The organism is Pseudoalteromonas sp. Z1A2, from assembly GCF_011378755.1.
Classification (GTDB): domain Bacteria; phylum Pseudomonadota; class Gammaproteobacteria; order Enterobacterales; family Alteromonadaceae; genus Pseudoalteromonas; species Pseudoalteromonas distincta.
In genome coordinates, this window is the sequence record NZ_WTKX01000091.1 from 1 (window position 1) to 559 (window position 559).

The 559-nt window shown below is 38.8% G+C and carries 1 protein-coding gene and 1 pseudogene; both read right to left on the bottom strand.

Features of this window, described 5'->3' with window-relative positions; translation table 11 throughout:
• Positions 1–266: pseudogene (locus GQR47_RS20330) on the bottom strand (copper-binding protein); the annotation flags it as partial.
• Between the two features lie 11 nt (positions 267–277).
• Positions 278–559, bottom strand: a 282-nt coding sequence (locus GQR47_RS20335; RefSeq protein WP_165724418.1) for a copper resistance protein CopC, incomplete at its 5' end; no start/stop codon positions are given.

Here is a 559-nt window from a genome sequence, read left to right on the forward strand (position 1 = left end):
AAGGGGTCAAACATTCCCATAAAGCCTGATTCAGCCATTGCTCCAGCTTCTATTGGTACTTGTAAAAGTGCAGCAATACTACCTGTAACTACACACGTAATTTGCCAACGTTTTAATAACTGATAAAAGCTAATTAAGTGATGCCCTGCAACATTGCTGTTGCCACACATAAAGCGTATTAATAAAGTGCCCGCAAGCCCTGCAATTGCGATATAGCTTGCTAGTTTTAATAATAGTAAGAGTACTGACCATTCACTTAATTGCATTATGTTGCTACTTAATGGTTATGTTTGCTGTGGGTATTAGATTGTTCTTGCATCATCTTGTGCGATTCACTTTTGTGTACCATAAATCTAAACGTGTCGGTCATTTTATGTCCATCACCACCGAGTGCTGTCCATTTAACCGTGTAAGTGCCTTGGGCTAGGCTCGGTAATGACCAACTAAAGTCTGTGCTTGGGGTAGAGCTTGGTTTGAAATCAAAGTTTATTGATTTATTTTTTTCATCTTTGATGATGACTTTTGCTAGCCTTACTTCACCACCAAAAGTTAACGAAAG